Source organism: Pseudomonas koreensis (assembly GCF_012986595.1).
Classification (GTDB): Bacteria; Pseudomonadota; Gammaproteobacteria; order Pseudomonadales; family Pseudomonadaceae; genus Aquipseudomonas; species Aquipseudomonas koreensis.
Genome location: NZ_JAAQYM010000001.1, coordinates 192,997 through 210,866, shown reverse-complemented (window position 1 = coordinate 210,866; position 17,870 = coordinate 192,997). Strand labels below are relative to the sequence as shown.

The window sequence follows — 17,870 nt, the reverse complement described above, 5'->3', positions numbered from 1 at the left end:
CTGCTCGCGATGAACCGCGTAGCGGTTCGCCTTACACCGGGCTGTGTTCGTCCATCGCCGCCTTGTAGATCGAGTGCTTCGGCTGGGCAAACAGCCGCTCCATCATCGGCTCGAAAAAGCTCAGCGGCAGGGTTTCATACGCCGGGTCAAACGCCGCCGCATCGTATTTGGCACAGAACTCCGCCGTCGCCTGATACTGCGGGTGCGCGGCGAATTGCTCGCGCAGGTGCCGGTCCATGCCCAGGTGATGAAAGAAATAGTAGCCCTGGAAGATGCCGTGCTTTTCGACCATCCACAGGTTCTCGGCGCTGACGAACGGCTTGAGAATCGCCGCCGCGATGTCCGGGTGGTTGTAGGAGCCCAGGGTGTCGCCGATGTCATGCAGCAGCGCACACACCACGTATTCCTCGTCGCGGCCGTCGCGATAGGCGCGGGTCGCGGTTTGCAGCGAATGGGTCAGGCGATCCACCGGGAAACCGCCGAAATCGCCCTCCAGCAACTTCAGGTGCGCGACGATCCGCGACGGCAGTTGCCGGGCGTAGGCACTGAAATCCGCGGCGATGATCGCCCAGTCTTCCTGGGTGCCGTCCTGCATGTGGGTGAAGCGCGCGTTGGCGTTCATCGGCAAGCCTCCTGGTGGATCGGGGTTCAGAACGCCACGCGGCCGAGGATCATGTCGCGGTACATGACGAAGTCGCCGAGCAGGCTGTACAGCGGGTGCTGGAAGGTCGCCGGGCGGTTCTTTTCAAAGAAGAAGTGCCCGATCCAGGCAAAGCTGTAACCGGCCAGCGGCAACGCGAGCAACAGCAGCCAGGCGCCTTTGGCGATGGTCATGGCCAGAATGAAAATCACCAGCGTGGTGCCGACGAAATGCAACCGGCGGCAGGTACTGTTGCTGTGTTCGCTGAGGTAGTACGGATAGAACTCGGCAAACGTGTTGAATTGTTTGATGTTTTCCACGACTGCGATCTCTGTGGTTATTGTTCTGACGGCAAGTTGTTCGGCGGGTAGCTTATTTGAGTCTAGAGTGAACAGTGGCATCAGCCAGTGACAATGGGCGCCACTTTAGTATCCTTCGCAAATCGGGTCGTGGCATGCGACCCATCATGTAAAAGAATAACGCCATGAGCGAACGAACGACTTCTGCAAGCTGGGCGATGGGGATTGTCAAAGCATTGGAGATGGACGGCCTGGATTGCCGGGTACTGTTCAAGCAACTGGGGCTCGATTACGCCGCCCTGGATGATCCGGATGCGCGTTTCCCGCAAGATTCCATGACCCGCCTGTGGCAACGGGCGGTCGAGCTGTCCGGCAACCCGGCGATCGGCCTGAACATGGGCAAGGTGGTGCGCCCGGCCTCGTTCCATGTTGCCGGCTACGCCCTGATGTCGAGCAACACCCTGGCCGAAGGTTTTCAACGGTTGGTGCGTTATCAGCGGATCATCGCCGAAAGCGCCGACCTGAGTTTTCGCCTGCTCGAAGAAGGCTATGCGCTGATCCTGACGGTGCATGGCGATCACCTGCCACCGACCCGCCAGAGCGCCGAAGCTTCGCTGGCCTGCGCACTGGGCCTGTGCGGCTGGCTGACCGGGCGCACGCTGCACCCGGTCAAAGTGTTGTTTCAGGGTGACGAGCCCGATGACCTGCAACCCTACAGACAAGCCTTCCATGCACCGCTGATGTTCAACGCGCCGTACGATGCGTTGATCTTCGAACGGGCCGACATGGAAGCACCGCTGCCGACCGCCAACGAAGCCATGGCGCTGTTGCACGACCGGTTTGCCGGGGAGTATCTGGCGCGCTTTTCCGAAAGCCGCGTGACCCACAAGGCGCGCCAGGTGCTCTGCCGTTTGCTGCCTCAGGGCGAACCCAAGCGCGATACGGTGGCGCAGACCCTGCACCTGTCGCAGCGCACCCTGCAACGGCGGTTGCAGGAGGAGGGCACCAGTTTTCAGCAGTTGCTCGACGACACCCGCCGCGAACTGGCCGAACAGTATCTGGCCCAGCCGAGCATGACCTTGCTGGAAATTGCTTACTTGCTGGGGTTTGCCGATCCGAGCAACTTCTTCCGCGCGTTCCGCCGCTGGTTCGATACCACGCCCGGCGATTACCGGGCGCGGCTGCTGCAGGCGCCGATCAGTGACGCCAAAAGGCCGGAATACACAGCACAAACACCGTAATGATCTCCAGTCGGCCGAGCAGCATGCCGAACGACAGGATCCACTTGGCCGCGTCCGGCAGGGTGGCGAAATTGCCCGCCGGGCCGATGGTCTCGCCCAGGCCCGGGCCGACGCCGGACACGGTACTGGCGGCGCCGGTCAGCGCGGTCATCCAGTCGACGCCGAGCAGCGACAGCAGCAGGGCGATCACGCAGATGGTGATGGCGAAGAAGAACGAGAAGGTCAGAATCGAGCGCACGATCTCTTCGTCGAGACGGTGACCGTTGTATTTCTGCTTGATCACCGCGCGCGGGTGAATCAGCTGGTTGAGGTTGGCCTTGAGCAGGATGTAGGCGACCTGAAAACGGAAGATCTTGATCCCGCCCGCCGTCGAACCGGAGCAGCCGCCGACGAAGCCCAGATAGAAAAACAGCATCAGCGAGAAGTTGCCCCACAGGCTGTAGTCGCCGAGTGCAAAACCGGTGGTGGTGACCACCGAGGTCACGTTCAGCGCCACGTGCCGCAGCGCTTCCAGCCAATGCAGCTTGGTGGTCCACCAGTACCAGGTGCCGAGCACCAGCCAGGTCACCAGCAACATGCCGATCAGGCCCTGCACTTGCTGGTCCTTGATCAATGCGCGACGGTTGCCGCGCATGGTCGCCACATACAGGGTGAACGGCAGGCTGCCGAGAATCATCACCACCACCGCGACCCAGTGCACCGCCGGCTGCGTCCACTTCGCCAGCGACTGGTCGGAGGTGGAGAAACCGCCGGTGGAAATGGCCGACATCGCGTGGTTGATCGCATCGAACGGGCTCATCCCGGCCCACCAGAATGCCAGGCTGCCGAGGATGGTGATGCCGACGTAGGCCGCCACGATCAGCCGCGCCACCATGTGCGAGCGCGGCATGACCTTTTCCGAGCGGTCCGACGATTCGGTCTGGAACAGGCGCATGCCACCGATGCGCAGCAGCGGCAGAATCGCCACCGCCATGCCGATGAAGCCGATGCCGCCGAGCCAGTGCAACAGCGAGCGCCACATCAGGATCCCCGGTGACATGGTGTCCAGCCCGCTGAGCACGGTCGAACCGGTGGCGGTGATGCCGGACATGCTTTCGAAGAACGAATCGGTGTAGCTGATGTGCTGGGTCAGCAAGAACGGCAGCGCAGCGAAAATGCACACCACCAGCCAGCTGCTGACGGTCAGCAGGTACATGTCGCGCGGGCGCAAGTGGATGTGTTCGGGGCGTCCGGGAATCACCAGCGCGAGGCCGGCGACGAAGGTGATCATGCTCGCCCAGATGAACGATGGCAGGTCGCTGGTGCGCTCGAAAATCACCAGGGTGGCCATGGGCACGACCATGGCGACGGCCAGGGTGATCAAGAAGATGCCGATGATGAAACCAATGATCCGTAAGGTCGGCAACGCCATGAAGTCCGCTCGGGCTGAAGTGGGAAAGGGCGCCATTCTACCCGTGGGGCAGGGCATGTAAACCGGCATCCCGTTGGCAGATGCAGCTAGAATAGCTGCACATTTTTCTCAGGAGGTGGCCGATGCAGGCTCTCGACGCGTTGCTCAACCGTGTTTCCGTTCCACGACTGGTCGAACCGGCCCCCACCGCGCAGCAGCGCGAAGCCCTGTTCGGCGCCGCCCTGCGTGCACCGGATCACGGCCACCTGCAGCCGTATCGTTTCCTGACCGTCGAAGGCGCGGCACGCGAGCAAATGGGTGAGTTGCTGGCTGAAGCGGCGCAGATGCAGGACGGCGAAGTCACCGAAGCGATGATCGACAAGGCGCGCAACGGCCCGCTGCGGGCACCGCTGGTGGTTGTAGTGATCGCGAAATTGCAGGACCACGTCAAATACCCGAAGGCCGAGCAATTGCTGGCGGCGGGTTGTGCGGCCCACGGCATTTTGCTGGCGGCATACGCCCAAGGGATTGGTGCGGTGTGGCGTACGGGTGATCTGGCGTATTCGAAGCATGTAGCCCAAGGGTTGGGCCTGGCCGAAGGCGAAGAGGTGATCGCGTTCCTGTACCTGGGTACGCCGCAGAAAGAACCGCGTGTGGCCGAGAAGGTTGATCTGGCCGAATTCGTCAGTGCCTGGCCGGATAAGGCCTGACACCACCGATCAAATGCAGGAGTGAGCCTGCTCGCGATAGCGGTGGATCAGACAACAATCTATAGACTGATCCACTGCTATCGCGAGCAGGCTCACTCCTACAGTTTGATCAGGGCTGGACCACCGCTCCCGGCACCAACGGCAATTCCAGACTGGCAATAAACCCACCCTGCGGATGATTGGCCAACGTCAAACTGCCGCCATGCCGCTCCGCCGCGCGCTTGGCAATCGCCAATCCCAGACCATGTCCCGCCGCCGTCTGCCCCGGGGCCCGGTAGAACGGTTCGCCCAACTGACTCAGATGTTCGGCCTGCACCCCCGGCCCGTGGTCGCGCACGCTGACCACAATCCGTTCGCCCTGACGCAAGGCCTGCATCTCGATCGCCTGGCCCTCGGGGTTGAAGCGCTGGGCGTTGCGCAGCAGGTTATCGACGGCGCGCTCGATCATGGTCGGCCAGCCGGTCAGGTTCAGGTGAGGCTCGGCGTTCAGGCGCACGGTCTGTTCCGGCGAGCCGAGCTGCGCATCTTTGTGCAACGTCGCCAGCAACGCATTCAAGTCCACCGCTTCAGCACTGGCGTTGTCGGCATCGACCCGCGCCAGCACCAGAATTTCGCTGATCAACGCTTCGAGGCGGTCGCATTCGCGGGTCAGGCGTGGCCAGAGTTTTTCCCGTTCTTCCGGGTTGGCCCGTTCCGCCAGTGCCAAGGCGATGCGCAAACGCGCCAACGGTGAGCGCAGTTCGTGGGAGACATCGCGCAGCAACTGGCGCTGGCTGCCGATCAGGCTTTGCAGGCGTGCGCCCATGCGGTTGAAGTCAGTCGCGAGCACGCCGAATTCGTCGCGGCGGTTGGCCAGTTTTGCCAGGCTGTTCTGCTGGTAGGTGGTCTGCCCCAGATCATGCACCGCGCCGCGCAAACGGCTGAGCGGGCGGGTGATGGAGAAGGTCACCAGCAAGCTGAACAGGGTCAGCACCACCAGCGCGATGCCCAGCGCACTCAGCGGCCACAGCAGGCTTTCGCGGTGCCAGGCGTCGAGTTCCGGGTGCGGGATGCGGAAGATGAACAGGTAGGTGTCGCCGGTTTTTTCGCTGGTGAACTCGTCGGTCAGACGGCGCCATGGCAAGCGTCGGTCGTCGTTGTTCTGCCGGGCTTCGAACGCGGCGGCGCGGCGCGGGAAGGTGCCGCGCACCACCGGGTCGCCGCTTTCGTTCAGCACCTGAACGTCGATGTGATATTGGCGTTTGCGCTGTTCGAGGATGTCCTGCGCGGCGTCTTCGCCCTGGGCTTCGTAGGTTTGCGTCCACTCGGCGGCCAGGGTGTTGAGGCCCGGATGGCGACTGAGGATCCACGCGTCCTGATTGAGCATGTGCCCAAGCAGAATGGACAGCCCGGCCACCAGAGCGATGGCCAGCCAGAAGCTCGCGAGAATACGCCAGAACAATGAACGCACAGAAAATCCTCAATCAAACACAAATCCCCCTGTAGGAGCTGCGGCACGCTGCGATCTTTTGATCTTGTTGTTAAAACCAAAATCAAAAGATCGCAGCGTGCCGCAGCTCCTACAGGCACAAATGCAAACAGGCCCATCGGGTTCAACCGATGGGCCATAGGTCAGAACATTATTGCGCTTTTTGCGGCTGTTGCGCCTTCCACGCTTTGAACTCGGCCCATTCGGCGCGGCGTTCAGCCTGTTTCTTCTGGATCTCGTCGAATTTCTTCTGTTGATCCGGTTTCAGCAGGTTGCGTACATCGGCTTCGGCTTTCTTGTGGTTGGCCGCCATCTCGTCCTTCATGGCTTTCTGGTCAGCCGGCGAGAGTTTTTCCAGGTACTTCTCGACCACCTGACGACGCTCGTGCATCTGCTCGCCCATGATCTTGCGGATCTGATCGCGCTGTTCGCGGGACAGGTCGAGTTGGCTGTACGGGCCTTTGCCGTGCTCGCCGTGCATCTGACCGCCGTGGCGTGGGCCGTCGAGCGGACCACCCATCGGGCCGCCATCTTGTGGCATGGCCATGGCGACGGTTGGCAGAGCGGCAGCGAACATCAGAGCGATAAGAGTCTTGCGCATGGTGTATCTCCTTGTCTCGTTCCCGGTACGTTCCGGATGAGTACAGATTACGGAGATCAAGGTCAGCGGCGGTCAGCGCTGCGTAAAGCTTGGGTAAAGACGCTTTGTCTCCAGCCTTACAAACCTCTGTGGCGAGGGAGCTTGCTCCCGCTGGACTGCGCAGCAGTCCCCTGTCGATCGTTCCCACGCTCTGCGTGGGAATGCAGCCTGGGGCGCTCTGCGTCCCACAGCCTAAAGATCGCAGCCTTCGGCAGCTCCTACAGGGGCAGAGCGTGCAATTCAAAGGCTGTAGTAGTAACCACGGCTGCGCAGGGCGACGATGCGCGGGCGGCCGTCGGGGTGGGGGCCGATCTTCTTGCGCAGGTTGCTCACGTGCATGTCGAGGCTGCGGTCGTAGAGGGTCAACTTGCGGCCGAGGGCCAGTTGCGCCAGTTCCTGTTTGTCCAGCGGCTCGCCGGGCTGCTTGAGCAGGGCTTCGAGCAAACGGCTTTCGGACACGGTGAGGGTCAGTTCTTTCTCGTCGATGCTGACCACGCCGCGCATCGGGCTGAAACTCAGGTCGCCCAGCTCGAGCTGGGTCGACACCGCGGCAGGGTGACTGCGACGCAGCACGGCGCGCAGGCGGGCGGTGAGCTCACGCGGATCGCAGGGCTTGGCCAGGTAATCGTCAGCCCCCAGCTCCAGACCAAGAATGCGGTCCAGCGGTTCGCCCCGGGCCGAAAGCATCAGCACCGGCAGGTCGGCGTGATCGTTGCGCAATTGCTTGAGCAGCTCCAGACCGCTGCCATCGGGCAGCATGACGTCCAGGACCACCGCCGCCGGAGCCGATTCGGCCAGGGCTTTGCGGGCACTCTGACCATCGTGGCAGGCGCGCACCTGGAAGCCTTCCTGGCTCAGCCAGCTACTCAGGAGTTCGCACAACTCCTGGTCATCATCAATCAGTAACAGCTCGCTCATGACTCACTCAATTTAGCCATTGCCGACGTTTTCGGCTTGCTCCACTGGCAAAGATACCGCACAGCAGCGCCAATAGCGCTACCCCGGCGCCCGTGACGAACCATTGCTGCTGTTCGGTCAACAGTCGCGGCAACGGGCTGGCCTGGGCTTCCTTGAGTTGCAGCTTCAGGCGCTGGTTCTCTTGGCGCAACCGGGCGAGCTGCGCGCTTTCGCGGGTGTTGTCGGCATTTTGCAGTTGTTTGTTCAGTTCTTCCCGCTGCTGCTCGCTGACCTTGAGGCGCTGCTGCAACTCGGTAATCTGGCTGCCGGCACTTAACGACAATGGCGTGGAACCGCCGCTTTCGGTGGTTTCCTCACCATGGGCGGGCGCCATGATCAACAACGTGACCCACATCAGACACAACGGACCTTTGCGCATTGCGATTCCTGCTAGCAAATGGATATTGGGCAGGTTGTCGGCAGGCAAACGAGAATAATGAGCGATTGAGAGCGGGGAGAACCGAGAAGGTTCAGTGCGGGTGGAGGAGATATTGCGGTTGATGATTTTTGTGGTGAGGGGATTCATCCCCGATGGGCTGCGAAGCAGACCTGAAATGGGAGCATGCGGTGTGTCAGGCACACCGCATTGAATGGCTTTGGGGTTGCTGCGCAACCCATCGGGGATGAATCCCCTCGCCACAGAGTCCCTCGATATTCCTTGGTTACGGCAAAACTTGCTTGAACGGCTTGACGATCACGTTGGCGTAGACACCGGCGGCGATGTACGGATCAGCATCGGCCCATGCTTGCGCAGCGCTCAGCGAGTCGAATTCGGCGACGATCAGGCTGCCGGTGAAGCCCGCAGCGCCCGGATCATTGCTGTCAACCGCCGGATGCGGACCGGCCAGCACGATGCGGCCTTCGCCCTTGAGCACTTGCAGGCGTTCCAGGTGGGCCGGGCGCGCGGCAAGGCGTGCTTCGAGCGAGTTGGCAACGTCGGTGGCAATGATTGCGTAGAGCATGTCAGTCCTCGGTTTTTGGTGTTGTGGTATCGGCGTCGTGCAGGTGACGGGACAGGTAGATGCCCTGGCCGACCAGGAACAGCACGGTCATGCCCAGGCTGCCGAATACCTTGAAGTCGACCCAGATGCTCTGGAAGGTGAACGCCACGAACAGGTTGGCGGCTCCGCAGAACAGGAAGAAGACGATCCAGGCGATGTTCAGGCGGGTCCAGACCGGATCCGGCAGGGTCAGTGCGTGGCCCATGATGCGTTTGATCAGCAGGCGGTCACCGATGAAGTGGCTGCCGATGAAGGCCAGGGCGAACAGCCAGTTGACCACCGGGGCTTTCCATTTGAGGAAGGTCTCGCTGTGGAACGCGAGGGTCAGGCTGCCGAACACCAGGCAGGCGATCAGGGTCAGCCATTGGCTCTTTTCCAGCTTGCGCTGTTTGATGAACAACGCGCCGTAGACCACCAGGGAGCTGATGATCAGCATCGCGGTGGCGCTGTAGATACCGCCTACGGTGACCTCGTGGCCGGCCAGGTCGACGACCCGTGGATCAAGTTTGTAAACGATGAAAAACAGCAGAAGCGGGATGAAATCGATGAATTGTTTCACAGTGAGAGCCAGAAGCTGGATGTGGCGGCATAATAACAAACATATGGGCGCGCGATAGCGCCAGCTGATTTGAGGTTACAACTCCCCGTGAATGTTGATTTGCACTGCCACAGCACGGCCTCCGATGGCGCCCTGGCGCCTGCGGTTCTGGTTGCGCGTGCGTTCGAGAACGGCGTGCAAGTCCTGGCGTTGACCGACCATGACACCCTCGAAGGCCTCGCCGAAGCGCGCAGCGCCGCCCACGAATTGGGCATGCAACTGGTCAATGGCGTTGAACTGTCCTGCACCTGGGGCGGCGCGACCATTCATGTGCTGGGCTACGGTTTCGACGTCAACGCGGCGCCTTTGGTCGAAGCCATCGCCAGATTGCACGATGGCCGCTGGCTGCGGTCCGAAGAAATAAGCCGCAAGCTCGCTCTCAAGGGCATGCCCGGTGCCCTCGACGGCGCCCGGCAGATCCAGCAGGAGCTGGGCGACAGCGGCAACGCCCCGGCCCGTCCGCATTTCGCTGACTGGATGGTGCGTGAAGGTTTTGTAAAGGATCGCGCCGAGGCATTCCGCAAATGGCTCGGCGCCGGCAAGCTGGGTGACGTCAAGCAGCACTGGCCGACCCTGGAAGAAACCGTCGAGACCCTGCGCGCCGCGGGTGCCTGGGTCAGCCTGGCGCATCCCTGGCACTACGATTTCACCCGCAGCAAGCGCCGAAAGCTGATTGCCGACTATATTCAAGCGGGCGGGCATGCGATTGAAGTGGTCAATGGCTTTCAGCCCGCAGAACAGGTGGGCAGCCTGGCAATCCTTGCCCGTGAGTTCGGTCTGCTGGTCAGCGCCGGCAGTGATTTCCATGGCCCTGGAGGCTGGTCCGAGATTGGCCAGTACCGGCCGGTTCCCGAGGACCTTCCACCCCTGTGGTGTCGGTTCAAACATGACACAGTTATTGCCGCCGTCTGAACAGGTAGAGAATGTGAGTCAATTTTTCCAGATTCATCCGGAAAACCCGCAAGCGCGCCTGATCAAACAGGCGGTCGAGATCATCCGCAAGGGCGGGGTGGTGATTTATCCCACGGACTCTTCCTACGCGATTGGTTGCCAGATCGGTGACAAGACCGCGATTGAGCGCGTGCGACGCCTGCGTCAGCTCGACGAGAAGCACAACTTTGCGCTGATCTGCAGCGACCTGTCGCAACTGGGCAACTACGCCAAGATCGACACCGGAACCTTCCGCATTCTCAAGGCCCATCTGCCGGGGCCTTACACCTTTATTCTCAACGCCACCCGCGAAGTGCCGCGCCTGCTGCTGCATCCGAAGAAGCGCACCATCGGTCTGCGGGTGCCGAGCCATCCGATTGCCCTGGCCTTGCTGGCTGAACTCGGCGAGCCGCTGATGAGCGTGACCCTGATCATGCCCGGCGACGAAGACCCGCTGAGCGATCCGTACGAAATGCGTCAATTGCTTGAACATCAGGTGGATCTGATCATCGACGGCGGTTTCGGCGGGATCAAGGCGTCTACCGTGATCGACCTGACCGGCGACGACCCGGAAGTGATCCGCGTCGGTTGCGGCGACCCTGCGCCGTTCATGGTCGAGGCCTGAATGTCCGCAGTGGAAACCGTTGTCGATCCCCAGGCCGGCGCTCAGCAGGAACTGCCGTTTGCCATGGTCTATGGCCAGGCGGTCACGGAGATGCCGCTGGACCTGTACATCCCGCCGGATGCACTGGAAGTCTTTCTCGAAGCCTTTGAAGGCCCGCTCGACCTGCTGCTGTACCTGATCCGCAAACAGAACATCAACATCCTCGACATCCCCGTGGCGGAAATCACCCGTCAGTACATGGGCTATGTCGAGTTGATGCAGTCGGTGCGCCTGGAGCTGGCGGCCGAGTACCTGGTGATGGCCGCGATGCTCGCCGAGATCAAGTCGCGCATGCTCCTGCCTCGGGCCGAGACGGTCGAGGAGGAAGAAGACGACCCGCGCGCCGAGCTGATCCGCCGCTTGCAGGAATACGAGCGCTTCAAGGCCGCTGCCGAGGGCATCGACGGCCTGAGCCGGGTTGGCCGTGATGTGGTGGTGCCCAAGCTTGACGCCCCGGAGGCCCGTGCACGCAAGCTGCTGCCGGATGTCGCGCTGGAAGAGATTTTGATGTCCATGGCCGAGGTGCTGCGCCGTGGCGACATGTTCGAGAGCCATCAGGTCAGCCGCGAGGCGCTGTCGACCCGCGAGCGCATGAGCGATGTGCTGGAACGGCTCAAGGGCGGCGGCTTTGTGCCGTTCGTCGAGCTGTTCACTGCCGAGGAAGGCCGCCTCGGCGTGGTGGTGACCTTTATGGCGATCCTTGAACTGGTCAAGGAATCCTTGGTCGAGCTGGTGCAGAATGAGCCGTTCGCCGCGATCCACGTGCGAGCCCGAGCCGAATAACGAGTCGAAACATGAACCTGACTGAACCCCGCGAGCTGGCGCCCCTGCTTGAAGCCTTTCTGTTGGCCTCGGGAAAGCCGCAATCGCTTGAACGCCTCTACGAACTGTTCGAAGAGGGCGAACGGCCCGAACCGCCAGTCTTCAAGAAAGCCCTGAGCCTGCTGGCAAAGTCCTGCGAGGGCCGCGCGTTCGAACTCAAGGAAGTCGCCTCCGGCTATCGCTTGCAGATCCGTGAGAAGTTTTCGCCGTGGGTCGGACGTTTGTGGGAAGAACGCCCGCAACGCTATTCCCGTGCGCTGCTGGAAACCATGGCGCTGATCGCCTATCGCCAGCCGATCACCCGGGGCGAGATCGAAGACGTGCGGGGCGTGGCGGTCAACACCAACATCGTCAAGACGCTGATCGAGCGCGAGTGGATTCGCATCGTCGGTTACCGCGATGTGCCGGGCAAACCGGCGATGTTCGCCACCACCAAGGCGTTTCTCGACCACTTCAACCTGAAGAACCTCGAAGACCTGCCGCCGCTGGCCGAACTGCGCGAAATGGAAACCGAGCCGGTGCTCGATTTCGACGACGCGCCAGTGCCCGCCGGCCTGCAAGAACTGGCCGACGCCAGCGCCGAACCGGAAGAGCCGAAGGAAGAAACCAGTTTCCACAGCTTGCTGCTGGAGCTGGACAGCATGGAGGAGGGGATCAAGACCGACTTCGATGATTTGTTGCGGGATGCGGCCGATGGCGAAGCGTCGACGACTGAGCCTGAAACCGAGATCGTTGAGACCGCCGAGCCGGTGATTGAAGTTGAACTTGAGGCCGAGCCCGAAGCCGAACCGGAAGAGGACATTCTTGGTGTTGCCGAAGCCCGTGAAAAGCTGTTGGCCGCCGTCGCCGCTCTCGAGCAACCGGCGCCAGAACCCGAGCTGAGCGAAGAAGAAGCCGAAGCCCGCGCGCTGGCTGAAGCGATCGAGGCCGAACGCCGCGAGTTCGAAGACTGACAATCAAATTTTCTGAACACTGAAGAACCCTGTGGGAGCGGGCTTGCCCGCGATTGCGGTGCATCAGACACAAATATGCTGGCTGACACTCCGTCATCGCGGGCAAGCCCGCTCCCACAGGGATCAATGTGTTCTGGAGAAAGGTATGAGCTCAACCAAAGACCCGTGCATCAGCCTCTGCAAATTCACCGACGACATCTGCCTCGGCTGTGGCCGCAGCAAGCGCGAGATCCGCGCCTGGAAGAAACTCGACAAGGACGACAAGCGCACGGTGCTGGCCGAAGCCGCGCTGCGCCTGATCAAACTTGGTGGTGCCGGTCGGCGGAAAAAGAAATAACTGTCGGTCGATCAGCTAGTCTCTGATGCGCGACGGCGCACATCCGCGTATGATTCGCGACCCTTCGGCGATCCCTTCGCCCGAAAACCAGATTTCAATGCTTCAGGCGCCGCCTGAACAGACCACACCGGGAGGTGCCCAGATGAGTGACATCAATCAGAAAGACGACCAGGAAATCGGCCCAGCAGGCGAAAAGCTGCAGAAAGTCCTCGCCCGTATCGGCGTCGGCTCGCGCCGTGACGTCGAAGCCTGGATCAGCCAGGGCCGGATCAAGGTCAATGGCAAAGACGCCACCCTCGGCCTGCGCGTCGACATGCACGACGCCATCACCATCGATGGCAAGGTGATCAAGCGCGAAGAGGCTGCCGAGTCGGTCCGCCGCGTGATCATGTACAACAAACCCGATGGCGAGATCTGCACCCGTGACGACCCGGAAGGCCGTCCGACCGTGTTCGACAAGCTGCCGCGTCCGAAAGAAGGTCGCTGGATCAACATCGGTCGTCTCGACATCAACACCACCGGTCTGCTGATGTTCACCACCGACGGTGAACTGGCCAACCGCCTGATGCACCCGTCCTACGAGATGGACCGTGAGTACGCCGTGCGCGTACGCGGTGAAGTCGACGACGAAATGATCGAGCGCCTGAAGGCGGGTGTGGTGCTGGAAGACGGCCCTGCGCGTTTCACCGACATTCAGCAGGCACCGGGCGGCGAAGGCTTCAACCACTGGTACCACTGCGTGGTGATGGAAGGCCGTAACCGTGAGGTTCGTCGTCTGTGGGAGTCCCAGGGTCTGGTGGTCAGCCGTCTGAAGCGCGTGCGTTTCGGTCCGGTGTTCCTCAACTCCGACCTGCCGATGGGCCGCTGGCGCGAAATGAGTCAGTACGAAGTCGACGTGTTGAGCGCCGAAGTCGGCCTGACGCCGGTGGCGATGCCGCAACTGAATGCCAAGAGCAAGGACAAGCTGGAGCGTATGCAGCGTAAATCGTCGCGACCGATGGCCAAGACCGAGCGCGTGCGCACTCTGCGTCCAGCCGCTGGCGCGCCGACCGGCCCACGTCCGAGCCGCGAGCCACAGATCGAAGGCGAGCGTCCGGCTCGCAAGCCTGTTGCCCGTGACGGCGAGCGCGCACCGCGTCCGGCTAACGGTCGCACCGAGCGTGGCGAACGTGGTGCACCTGCTGGTCGCGGTACGCCAGTGGCGGATCGTCCTGCGGACACCACCAGCAAGCGTCCGGCCAAACCGGCGCCGAAACGTCCGGGGATCAAACTGGTCGACGGTGACAAGCCATCGGGCAAGCGCCGTGGCGCGCCGGCCGGGTCTGGTCAGCGTCCGGGTTTTGGTCGCAAGAAGCCTGAGTGAAGCAGCTGTAAGCTTTGAGCGGCAAGCTTCAAGCTAAAGCAAAAAAACGCCAACCGCAGGGTTGGCGTTTTTTTTCGTCTGGTGAAAATGCTGTGGTGGCTTGTCCGGCCTCATCGCGGGCAAGCCCGCTCCCACATTGGATTTGCGTCGAGCATAAATCCCTGTGGGAGCGAGCCTGCTCGCGAAGGCGTCAGTCGCCTAAAACACAAACCGCCCGTCAAACACCGGCTTGTCATCCAGCGCCAACACCCCGCCGGAGAAAATCAGGTCCAGGTGATGACTGCCCTTGGCCCCACCGCCGAGGCCCAGGTGCAGACCACAGTGCCGTTCTTCGAAGCCGGCATTGCGCGCATACAGATCCTTCACCCCTTCGTTGGTGCCAATGCCCAGTTCTTCGATGCGCCGGTTCGACGGGTTGGCATCCAGGTACTTGTTGAAATCATGCTCCAGCCCCGGCACGTCGGTGGCGATGCGGCTGATCGTCGAGTTCTCGATCCACAGTTCCAGCGGCGATTCGAGCACGCCGTACTTGCGCGCAAAGGGGATGGTGCTGAGGAAGGTGCCCTTGAATTTCACATGACCGTTGATGGCTTCGCTGTGGGTGGCGATTTCGCCGGGGGCCAGGTCGAAGTTGCCGACGCCGTTGATGTCGGTCCACTTCTTGATGCTGCTCAGCGGCGTTTCGAACCAGGAACCGTGTTCGTCCTTGAAACTCAGCGTCGTCGCCTGGGACATGCGCTGGATCAAGTGGCTGTTGAGCCCGGCGATACGCTGCGGGGTGACGCTGAAGGTGTCGTAGAAATAGTCGCCGTAATCCTTGAACAGCAGCGACTTCTTCCAGTTTTCCGCCATCACGCCTTGTAGCGCACGGACAAATTCCGGGCCGTCGGGGCGCGGGTTGGGCAGGGTGGAAGAGTCGTAGAAGAAAATGTACAGATCGCTGTCGGCAATCGCCGTGGTCAGCGCTGCGGTGCTTTCCAGGTCCAGGCGTCGGGCGCTGAAGCTGAAGCGCGGATGATCGCCGGCCTGTTCGGCGATGGCGCCGGTCAGGGCTTCGTAATCGGCGGTGTGGCCGAGCAATACCCTGGCGGACTCAAGGCCGGCAAGGGCAGGGTGATGTTCGAGGTAGTAAAGGAAATGCGAGATCGCGCGGGGCTTATCCATGTGTCCTCCCTGACTGACCGTGAAGAAAGCGGCAGGCACGACCGGCCGGTTCGCGCCTGCCTGGGGATGTCTTACAGTGGCCACATCGCCGTGCCGAACGGAACGACCGCGTCGGCTTGCATCATTTCCACGGCGGCCTCATGGGTCGGTGCTTCAAACCATTCGTCCAGTTGCAGTTCGGTATCCAAGTCTTTTTCCAGTGCTTGCATGGTCGATCTCCTAGATGACTTTCACGGTTTTGACTGGCCGGTCGAGGTGGCCGGCAAGACGTGAAGAACCTAGTTCACGGCGTTTTGTAATGCAAAAAATTATTTATTTAAAATTTAAATAAACTTTTTATTCTGTTTTTAAACGCCGATTTTCTTATTTGAAAACAAAAAACTAAGCGGCCAATTTCATTAGCTAGCTTGCTACCGTCAATTTGCAGACGTCCTACAGAAATTTCCGAAATGGAAAATCTGCGTTACGCATCGTAAAGAAAAGTTTACGAAAAGCCCGGTAAAGCCCAGTGGATTTGGCACCTTGCCTATTCTGTAAGGAAAACCTGCCGAAGCCCGGCCACAAAGGCGTCACGCAAGGCTCTGGCGCGCTTGTTTCAGCGCCGTTTGCAGGGTGAGATGCGCCTCATGCCTGCCGTGCAGGTGCATAACAAGAAGGAGGCGCAATGAACGCCGTGATCGATCTGCACTTCTCTCCGTGGGACGGTTTTTCGCTCGTCCCCGTCGATGGCCTGCAAAGGCCTGACTCAATTTTTGCAGCCGCCCGAACATCTCGAGGCGGACCCACGCAATCCCGGCAAGCGCCACGCTGATCCAGCGGGGTCTGGCAGCAGGGGGTTAGCGGTGTACAATGCGCCGCGTTTTAACTGTGACCCTCTGCGTAATCGCGCAAACCTCAAGGCCATCCGCCTTGTTCACTCCGCCGCGCCACAAGCGTGTCGGGTTCGATTTCGTCACAGATAAAAACAAACAGGTGACGCATGACCGTTGTAAATAAGCTGAACTCCTGGTGCCTGCGCTGGGGTTTGATCGGGGCTGCCTGAAATCGCAACCTTGCAGCAACGTCTACTGAACATCATCAAACCTTGCGTGAGACCTTTTTCATGAGTGGACAAAACTCGCAATCAGGCGAGCTGAAACGCGGCCTGAAAAATCGCCACATTCAACTGATCGCCCTCGGTGGCGCGATCGGTACCGGATTGTTCCTGGGGTCGGCCGGGGTCCTGAAATCCGCCGGCCCGTCGATGATTCTCGGCTACGCCATCTGCGGCTTCATCGCCTTCATGATCATGCGCCAGCTCGGCGAGATGATCGTCGAAGAGCCGGTGGCCGGTTCCTTCAGCCATTTCGCGCACAAGTACTGGGGCGGCTTCGCCGGCTTCCTGTCGGGCTGGAACTGCTGGATTCTGTACATTCTGGTGGGCATGTCGGAGCTGACGGCGGTCGGCAAGTACATCCACTACTGGGCGCCGGACATCCCGACCTGGGTCACCGCCGCCGCGTTCTTCGTGCTGATCAACGCGATCAACCTGGCCAACGTCAAAGTCTTCGGTGAAGCCGAATTCTGGTTCGCGATCATCAAGGTCGTGGCGATCGTCGGCATGATCGCGCTGGGCAGCTACCTGCTGGTCAGCGGCCATGGGGGCCCGCAAGCCTCGGTCAGCAACCTGTGGTCCCACGGTGGCTTCTTCCCCAACGGCGTCAGCGGTCTGGTGATGGCGATGGCGATCATCATGTTCTCCTTCGGCGGCCTGGAAATGCTCGGTTTCACCGCCGCCGAAGCCGACAAGCCGAAAACCGTGATCCCGAAAGCGATCAATCAGGTGATCTACCGGATCCTGATTTTCTACATCGGCGCGCTGGTGATCCTGCTGTCGCTGACCCCATGGGACAGCCTGCTTGCGACCCTCAATGCGTCCGGCGACTCGTACAGCGGCAGCCCGTTCGTGCAGGTGTTCTCGATGCTCGGCAGCAACACCGCCGCGCACATCCTCAACTTCGTGGTGCTGACCGCGGCGCTGTCGGTGTACAACAGCGGCACCTACTGCAACAGCCGCATGCTGCTGGGCATGGCCGAGCAGGGCGATGCGCCGAAAGGTCTGGCGAAAATCGACAAGCGCGGCGTGCCGGTGCGTTCGATCCTGGCGTCGGCGGCGGTCACGCTGGTGGCGGTGTTGCTTAACTACCTGATCCCGCAGCAGGCGCTGGAACTGTTGATGTCGCTGGTTGTGGCAACGCTGGTGATCAACTGGGCGATGATCAGCTTCTCGCACTTCAAGTTCCGCCAGCACATGAACAAGACCGGGCAGACGCCGTTGTTCAAGGCGCTGTGGTACCCGTACGGCAACTACGTCTGCCTGGCTTTCGTCGCGTTCATCCTTGGCGTGATGCTGCTGATCCCGGGCATCCAGATCTCGGTGTACGCGATTCCGGTGTGGGTCGTGTTCATGTGGGTCTGCTACGTGATCAAGAACAAGCGCGGGGCGCAGCAGGCGCTGCACGCAGCGAGTGCTTCGAAGTAAGCGCTGACGCAAAAACGACAAACCCGGCCAATGTGCCGGGTTTTTTATTGCCCCTGTAAGCGCTGCCGAAGGCTCGGGGCGGGTTCGGACCAAAGATCAAAAGATCGCAGCCTTCGGCAGCTCCTACAGGATTGATGGCGTATCCTGCACCCTCTGAATACGGATGCTTTTC

At 61.1% G+C, this 17,870-nt stretch carries 20 protein-coding genes; 9 read left to right on the top strand and 11 right to left on the bottom strand.

Translation table 11 applies throughout. From position 1 onward, the window contains the following. Positions 1-31 precede the first annotated feature (31 nt). On the bottom strand, positions 32-622 hold the full coding sequence (locus HBN98_RS01020; protein ID WP_083366633.1) for an HD domain-containing protein: 591 nt from the start codon (positions 620-622) through the stop codon (positions 32-34). Between the two features lie 26 nt (positions 623-648). Beyond that, entirely contained in the window at positions 649-960 is a 312-nt protein-coding gene (locus tag HBN98_RS01015) for an Mpo1-like protein (RefSeq protein WP_083366632.1), read from the bottom strand. 164 nt (positions 961-1,124) lie between these two features. Between HBN98_RS01015 and HBN98_RS01010 the strand changes: the two genes are divergently transcribed. Next, on the top strand, positions 1,125-2,180 hold the full coding sequence (locus tag HBN98_RS01010; RefSeq protein WP_198402858.1) for an AraC family transcriptional regulator: 1,056 nt from the start codon (positions 1,125-1,127) through the stop codon (positions 2,178-2,180). Here HBN98_RS01010 and HBN98_RS01005 read toward each other — a convergent pair. Continuing rightward, positions 2,137-3,591, bottom strand: coding sequence for a TrkH family potassium uptake protein (locus tag HBN98_RS01005; protein WP_064586528.1), 1,455 nt, complete (start codon positions 3,589-3,591; stop codon positions 2,137-2,139). The genes HBN98_RS01010 and HBN98_RS01005 overlap by 44 nt on opposite strands. A 122-nt stretch (positions 3,592-3,713) precedes the next feature. Between HBN98_RS01005 and HBN98_RS01000 the strand changes: the two genes are divergently transcribed. Further along, positions 3,714-4,280, top strand: coding sequence for a nitroreductase family protein (locus tag HBN98_RS01000; RefSeq protein ID WP_083366631.1), 567 nt, complete (start codon positions 3,714-3,716; stop codon positions 4,278-4,280). A 109-nt stretch (positions 4,281-4,389) separates the two neighbouring features. Here HBN98_RS01000 and HBN98_RS00995 read toward each other — a convergent pair whose 3' ends face one another. The 6 genes from HBN98_RS00995 to HBN98_RS00970 all read right to left on the bottom strand — a co-directional run bounded on the left by HBN98_RS00995 (position 4,390) and on the right by HBN98_RS00970 (position 8,905). Further along, the gene (locus HBN98_RS00995; RefSeq protein ID WP_083366630.1) at positions 4,390-5,730 is read right to left on the bottom strand and encodes a sensor histidine kinase; all 1,341 of its coding nucleotides are present in this window, start codon (positions 5,728-5,730) and stop codon (positions 4,390-4,392) included. A 169-nt stretch (positions 5,731-5,899) separates the two neighbouring features. Then, positions 5,900-6,349: a Spy/CpxP family protein refolding chaperone gene (locus HBN98_RS00990; RefSeq protein WP_047600020.1), complete on the bottom strand. Its 450-nt coding sequence runs from the start codon at positions 6,347-6,349 to the stop codon at positions 5,900-5,902. A 279-nt stretch (positions 6,350-6,628) separates the two neighbouring features. After that, positions 6,629-7,306 (bottom strand): response regulator transcription factor, encoded by a 678-nt coding sequence (locus tag HBN98_RS00985; protein WP_064586531.1) that lies wholly within the window; start codon positions 7,304-7,306, stop codon positions 6,629-6,631. Between the two features lie 7 nt (positions 7,307-7,313). Continuing rightward, positions 7,314-7,724, bottom strand: a complete 411-nt coding sequence (locus HBN98_RS00980) for an SH3 domain-containing protein (protein WP_064586532.1) — start codon at positions 7,722-7,724, stop codon at positions 7,314-7,316. A 283-nt stretch (positions 7,725-8,007) separates the two neighbouring features. Further along, positions 8,008-8,307, bottom strand: a complete 300-nt coding sequence (locus HBN98_RS00975; protein WP_007966019.1) for a YciI family protein — start codon at positions 8,305-8,307, stop codon at positions 8,008-8,010. Between the two features lies 1 nt (position 8,308). Then, positions 8,309-8,905: a septation protein A gene (locus HBN98_RS00970; protein WP_064586533.1), complete on the bottom strand. Its 597-nt coding sequence runs from the start codon at positions 8,903-8,905 to the stop codon at positions 8,309-8,311. 87 nt (positions 8,906-8,992) lie between these two features. Here HBN98_RS00970 and HBN98_RS00965 point away from each other — a divergent pair, with 87 nt between their 5' ends. The 6 genes from HBN98_RS00965 to rluB all read left to right on the top strand — a co-directional run bounded on the left by HBN98_RS00965 (position 8,993) and on the right by rluB (position 14,013). Continuing rightward, positions 8,993-9,856 (top strand): PHP domain-containing protein, encoded by an 864-nt coding sequence (locus tag HBN98_RS00965; protein ID WP_064586534.1) that lies wholly within the window; start codon positions 8,993-8,995, stop codon positions 9,854-9,856. A gap of 13 nt (positions 9,857-9,869) precedes the next feature. Next, complete coding sequence (locus HBN98_RS00960) at positions 9,870-10,499, top strand: L-threonylcarbamoyladenylate synthase (protein WP_007966016.1); 630 nt, start codon at positions 9,870-9,872, stop codon at positions 10,497-10,499. 123 nt (positions 10,500-10,622) lie between these two features. Beyond that, a complete protein-coding gene (locus HBN98_RS00955) occupies positions 10,623-11,321 on the top strand; it encodes a segregation and condensation protein A (RefSeq protein WP_169841264.1) in 699 nt (232 codons plus the stop codon). 11 nt (positions 11,322-11,332) lie between these two features. Then, positions 11,333-12,313, top strand: a complete 981-nt coding sequence (scpB, locus tag HBN98_RS00950) for an SMC-Scp complex subunit ScpB (protein ID WP_083366629.1) — start codon at positions 11,333-11,335, stop codon at positions 12,311-12,313. A gap of 145 nt (positions 12,314-12,458) precedes the next feature. Continuing rightward, on the top strand, positions 12,459-12,650 hold the full coding sequence (locus HBN98_RS00945) for a DUF1289 domain-containing protein (protein ID WP_003222773.1): 192 nt from the start codon (positions 12,459-12,461) through the stop codon (positions 12,648-12,650). Positions 12,651-12,792: 142 nt separating this feature from the next. Next, complete coding sequence (gene rluB, locus HBN98_RS00940; RefSeq protein WP_083369361.1) at positions 12,793-14,013, top strand: 23S rRNA pseudouridine(2605) synthase RluB; 1,221 nt, start codon at positions 12,793-12,795, stop codon at positions 14,011-14,013. A 198-nt stretch (positions 14,014-14,211) separates the two neighbouring features. Here the strand turns inward: rluB and HBN98_RS00935 are convergent, their stop codons facing one another. Then, positions 14,212-15,177: a M29 family metallopeptidase gene (locus HBN98_RS00935; RefSeq protein ID WP_083366628.1), complete on the bottom strand. Its 966-nt coding sequence runs from the start codon at positions 15,175-15,177 to the stop codon at positions 14,212-14,214. A 71-nt stretch (positions 15,178-15,248) separates the two neighbouring features. Continuing rightward, positions 15,249-15,386: a hypothetical protein gene (locus tag HBN98_RS00930; RefSeq protein ID WP_003222780.1), complete on the bottom strand. Its 138-nt coding sequence runs from the start codon at positions 15,384-15,386 to the stop codon at positions 15,249-15,251. A gap of 893 nt (positions 15,387-16,279) precedes the next feature. Between HBN98_RS00930 and HBN98_RS00925 the strand changes: the two genes are divergently transcribed. Beyond that, the gene (locus HBN98_RS00925) at positions 16,280-17,698 is read left to right on the top strand and encodes an amino acid permease (RefSeq protein WP_064586539.1); all 1,419 of its coding nucleotides are present in this window, start codon (positions 16,280-16,282) and stop codon (positions 17,696-17,698) included. Positions 17,699-17,870 lie beyond the last annotated feature (172 nt).

Coding starts and splice junctions, on each gene's coding strand:
- HBN98_RS01020 (WP_083366633.1), bottom strand. CDS start 622: ATGAACGCCAACGCGCGCTTCACCCACATGCAGGACGGCACCCAGGAA.
- HBN98_RS01010 (WP_198402858.1), top strand. CDS start 1,125: ATGAGCGAACGAACGACTTCTGCAAGCTGGGCGATGGGGATTGTCAAA.
- HBN98_RS01005 (WP_064586528.1), bottom strand. CDS start 3,591: ATGGCGTTGCCGACCTTACGGATCATTGGTTTCATCATCGGCATCTTC.
- HBN98_RS01000 (WP_083366631.1), top strand. CDS start 3,714: ATGCAGGCTCTCGACGCGTTGCTCAACCGTGTTTCCGTTCCACGACTG.
- HBN98_RS00990 (WP_047600020.1), bottom strand. CDS start 6,349: ATGCGCAAGACTCTTATCGCTCTGATGTTCGCTGCCGCTCTGCCAACC.
- HBN98_RS00985 (WP_064586531.1), bottom strand. CDS start 7,306: ATGAGCGAGCTGTTACTGATTGATGATGACCAGGAGTTGTGCGAACTC.
- HBN98_RS00980 (WP_064586532.1), bottom strand. CDS start 7,724: ATGCGCAAAGGTCCGTTGTGTCTGATGTGGGTCACGTTGTTGATCATG.
- HBN98_RS00975 (WP_007966019.1), bottom strand. CDS start 8,307: ATGCTCTACGCAATCATTGCCACCGACGTTGCCAACTCGCTCGAAGCA.
- scpB (WP_083366629.1), top strand. CDS start 11,333: ATGAACCTGACTGAACCCCGCGAGCTGGCGCCCCTGCTTGAAGCCTTT.
- HBN98_RS00945 (WP_003222773.1), top strand. CDS start 12,459: ATGAGCTCAACCAAAGACCCGTGCATCAGCCTCTGCAAATTCACCGAC.
- rluB (WP_083369361.1), top strand. CDS start 12,793: ATGAGTGACATCAATCAGAAAGACGACCAGGAAATCGGCCCAGCAGGC.
- HBN98_RS00935 (WP_083366628.1), bottom strand. CDS start 15,177: ATGGATAAGCCCCGCGCGATCTCGCATTTCCTTTACTACCTCGAACAT.
- HBN98_RS00930 (WP_003222780.1), bottom strand. CDS start 15,386: ATGCAAGCACTGGAAAAAGACTTGGATACCGAACTGCAACTGGACGAA.
- HBN98_RS00925 (WP_064586539.1), top strand. CDS start 16,280: ATGAGTGGACAAAACTCGCAATCAGGCGAGCTGAAACGCGGCCTGAAA.